This is a genomic window from Streptomyces sp. NPDC111516, from assembly GCF_055635345.1.
Window position 1 is genome coordinate 1 of the sequence record NZ_JBVKBV010000062.1, and the last position, 4,565, is coordinate 4,565.

Annotated in this window: 2 protein-coding genes; both read right to left on the minus strand. The window is 70.7% G+C overall.

Annotation, left to right across the window (positions count from 1 at the left end; genetic code table 11):
- A partial coding sequence (locus ACZ7L9_RS37960) for a type I polyketide synthase (RefSeq protein WP_471422079.1) occupies positions 1 to 1,760 on the minus strand: 1,760 nt, incomplete at its 3' end.
- Positions 1,761 to 1,835: 75 nt separating this feature from the next.
- The coding region (locus ACZ7L9_RS37965; protein ID WP_471422080.1) for an SDR family NAD(P)-dependent oxidoreductase at positions 1,836 to 4,565 on the minus strand (2,730 nt) is incomplete at its 5' end.

Consider the following 4,565-nt stretch of genomic DNA (forward strand, 5'->3'; position numbering starts at 1 on the left):
TCACGACCCATGCCCAACCGCTGACTGCCCTGACCCGTGAACACCACCGCAAGGCCGTCGCCCGATGCCGACGCACCCGGCGCCGTGCCGGACGCACTACCGTCCCGGGCCAACGACCGCAACGACTCCAGGAACTCCTCGCGCTCCCGACCAACGATCACGGCGCGGTACTCGAACATCGATCGGCCCATCAGCGAGGACGCGATGTCCACCGCGCGCAGATCGGGCCGCCGCTCCACGAACTCCAACAGCCGCGCCGCCTGCCCCCGCAACGCCTCCACCGACCGCGCCGACACCACCCACGGAACCAGGACACTGTCCACGGCCTCGGGCTCGGACTGGGGCTGGGGCTGGGGCTCGTACCCGGCGGCGTCCGGAGCCTGCTCGATGATGATGTGGGCGTTGGTGCCGCTGATGCCGAAGGAGGAGACGCCGGCTCGGCGCGGCCGGTCCGTCTGCGGCCAGGACCGCTCCTCGGTCAGGAGTTGGACGGCACCCGCCGTCCAGTCCACCTGCGACGACGGCGAGTCGACATGCAACGTACGCGGCAGGGTGCCGTGCCACATGGCCATGACCATCTTGATGATGCCCGCCACACCCGCGGCGGCCTGCGTGTGCCCGATGTTCGACTTGATCGAACCCAGCCACAACGGACGGTCCTCCGACCGCCCCTGCCCATAGGTGGCCAGGAGTGCCTGGGCCTCGATCGGGTCCCCCAGCTTCGTGCCCGTCCCGTGCGCCTCCACCGCGTCCACGTCCGAGGCCACAAGGCCCGCGCTCTGCAGCGCCTGGCGGATCACCCGCTGCTGGGAAGGACCGTTCGGAGCCGTCAGACCATTGCTCGCCCCATCCTGGTTCACCGCCGAACCCCGCACCACCGCAAGGACCCGGTGACCATTGCGTACCGCGTCCGACAGCCGCTCCACGAGCAGCATCCCCACACCCTCGGCGAAGCCGGTCCCGTCCGCGGAATCGGCGAAGGACTTGCACCGCCCGTCCGGAGACAACCCGCGCTGCCGGCTGAACTCCACAAAAGTCCCGGCGGACGACATCACGGTGACACCGCCGGCGAGCGCCATGGTGCACTCGCCGCGCCGCAGCGCCTGCACCGCCAGATGCAGCGCCACCAGCGACGACGAACACGCCGTGTCCACCGTCACCGCAGGACCCTCAAGACCGAAGACGTAGGAGATCCGGCCGGGGAGGACGCTCGCCGCATTTCCCGTTCCGACGTACCCGCCGAGGTCTTCGGGGGAATCCGCGGCGATCCGGCCGTAGTCCTGACCGTTGGTGCCGACGAAGACGCCGGTGCGTGAACCACGCAACGGAACCGGGTCGATGCCGGCCCGTTCGAAGGCCTCCCAGGCGCTCTCCAAGAGCAGGCGCTGCTGGGGGTCCATCGCCAGCGCCTCACGCGGGGAGATCCCGAAGAAGTCCGCGTCGAACCCGGCGGCCTCGTAGAGGAAGCCGCCCTCGCGGACCGACGAGCTTCCGGGGCGTTCCGGGTCCTCGTCGAAGAGGATGTCGAGGTCCCAGCCACGGTCCGTGGGGAAGGCGGATATCCCGTCCGTACCGGAGGCCACGAGCCGCCACAGGTCCTCCGGGGACTCGACCCCGCCCGGGAAACGGCAGCTCATGCCGACGATCGCGATCGGCTCATTGGCCTTGGTCTCCGCCTCGCGCAGGCGATCGTTCGCCTTGTCCAGGTCGGACGTGACGTGCTTGAGGTACTGAAGGAGCTTCGCTTCGTTCGCAGACATGATGAGGGGTCACCCGGTTCTTTGCGTCTGTGCTGAGGAATGGAGGCGGCGAGGCGGCCCGGAGCGGGATGTGGCTCAGGCGGACCCGGCCCCGGACCCGACTCCAGGACCGGACCCGTACTTCTGGTCGATGTAGGCGAAAATGTCGCCGGCGTCGGCGTCCTGCAGGTCGAGGTTCAGGTCCAGGACCGCAGGTTCTCCGCCGCCGGTCACGGGCACAGTCACGTACCCCGTCCCGTGTGCCGTCGCGTCGACTGGCCCGGTGATCTTCGAGAGCAGCACGCGCAGACGATGGGCGACTTCGACGCGCCCTTCCTCGTCGTCCTCCGGCAGGGCGAGGACCGCCGTTTCCAGCCGGTCCACGTCGCTGAGGACTGCTTCGGCATCGGTCGAGTCCGACGTGAGCGCGGCCAGCATGTGCTGAGCGAGCGCCCTCGGTGTCGGGTGATCGAACACAATGGTGGCGCTGAGCCTCATGCCGGTGGCGTGCCCCAGCCGGTTGCGGAATTCGACGGCGGTGAGAGAGCCGAAGCCGAGCTCCTTGAAGCTGCGGTCCGGCTGCAGCGTCCGCGTACCGGAGTGGCCGAGAACGGCCGCCGCATGGGTGGACACCAGATCGATCAGAGTCGCGAGGCGCTTCTCCGTCGGCAGCGCGGCAAGCCGCTCGGACAGGGACGGGCCGCCGGTCGCGCCCGCGTCGCCGGAGTTCCGGTCGGTGTGCGTCGCAGGTTGGAGAATCCGCTCGGCCTCGCGCACACCGGTGAGCAGCGCGCTCGGTCGGCTGGAGGTGAAGTCGAGGGCGAAGCGCCCCCAGTCCAGGTCGCCTATGACGAAGGTCGGTTCGCCGCTCGCCACGGCGTGGGACATCGCGGAAATCGCCGCATCGGGGTTCATGGGAACCACGCCGCCACGGCCAAGGCGGTCGTCCACGGATTCCGAGCCGTCGGTGGCCATGCCCCCACCGGCCCAGGCGCCGAAAGCGATCGAGGTGGCGGGCAGGCCGAGGGCGTGGCGCTTTTCGGCAAGCGCGTCCAAGTAGGCGTTGGCGGACGCGTAGTTGGCTTGTCCGGGGGCTCCGATGGCGCCCGAAACGGAGGAGAAGAGCACGAAGGCTTCAAGGTAGTCGTTGTCGTGGGTCAGCTCGTGCAGATGCCGGGCCGCGACGCTCTTGGAGCGCAGGACCTTCTCGAAACGGTCGGGCGTCAACCTTTCGATCAAGGCGTCGTCGAGGATGCCTGCGGTGTGGAACACCGCGGTCAGCGGGTGCTCGCCCGGTACGGCGGCGAGTACGGCCGCCAGCGCCTCCCGGTCGGCCGCGTCACAAGCCTCGATCCGTACCGGAACTCCGTACGCCGACAGTCGCGCCAGCAAGTCCGCCGCGCCCGGCGCGTCCGCTCCGCGCCTGCTGGTCAGTACGAGGTTCTGGGCGCCGTTGGCCGCCAGCCACTCCGCGACGCGGGCACCGAGCGCGCCCATGCCTCCCACGACCAGGACGGTGCCGCTCGGGCGCCACTCGGGGACCGCCCCTGCGTCGCGCGTCGCCCGGACCAGACGACGTCCGAAGAGGCCGGTGGTGCGGGCCGCCACCTGGTCCTCGGGGACCACGCCCGTACCGGCGCGGCCGGCCAGGGCGACGGCGAGGTGGTCCTGGGCGCGCGGATCCAAGGTGGCCGGCAGGTCCACGAGACCTCCCCAGAGCTGGGGCCACTCCAGCGCGGCGACGCGGCCGAAGCCCCAGAGCTGGGCCTGGTCGGCGTCCACCGGCGGGTCCTCGGGTCCCACGGACATCGCGCCCCGGGTGGCCACCCAGAGCGGGGCGTCCGTACCCGCGTCGGTCAGCGCCTGGAGGAGGCGGAGCGTTCCGACGAGTCCGCCGGACACGGCGGAGGACGATCCGGCGGGGTCGGTCCCCTGGTCGGAAGCAAGCAGCGAGAGCACACCCGCCAGCTCGTCCATGCCACCGTCATGGACCTCCCGCAGCAGGCGGGCGAGCTCGGCCCGGCTCACGGTGCCCGCCGGTACCGCTCGTACGACGACCTCGGCACCGTACCGGGACAGGCACGCGGCGACGGAGTTCGCCCACGTGCGCGTCTCCGAGTCCGTGTCCGTGTCCGCAGGTGCGTCCGGTTGCGCGTCCGTTGCCTGGTGTTCGGGTGCGACCAGCAGCCAGGTCCCGGACAGTGCGGACGGAGGCGAGGCGCTCGCAAGCCGCTCCCATACGACCTGGTAACGCCAGTCGGCAGCGGCGGACCGCGCCTTGTGCCGAGCGCGCCACGCGGAGAGCACGGGCAACGCCGACCGCAAATCCTCCGCGTCCGTGTCCTCGTCGGCGGCGTCGAGCTGCAGTGCCGAGGTGAGCCCGGCCAGGTCGGCGCCTTCGATCGCCTCCCAGAAGCGGGTTTCGGCTTCGTCGTGGGCCACGAGGCCGTTGGCCGGGCCGGCGGGCGCGGCGTCGAACCAGTAGGAGTCGCGTTGGAAGGCGTAGGTGGGCAGGTCGACGCGGGTGGCCCCGGCGTGGGCGAGGAATGCGCTCCGGTCGGTGACCGCATCCTGCGCCAGCACCTGCGCGAACGCGGTAACCGCCGTGGTGACTTCGGGACGATCGCGGCGCAGGACGGGGACGATGACGGCAGTGCTGTCCTCGGCCAGGCACTCCCGCACCATCGCCGACAGCACCCCGTCAGGACCCAACTCCACGAAAACCGAAGCACCTTCGGCTTCCAGGGTCTGCACCGCATCCGCGAACCGGACAGCCTCACGGACATGCCGCACCCAGTACTCCGGCGAGCACACCTCCTCCGACAC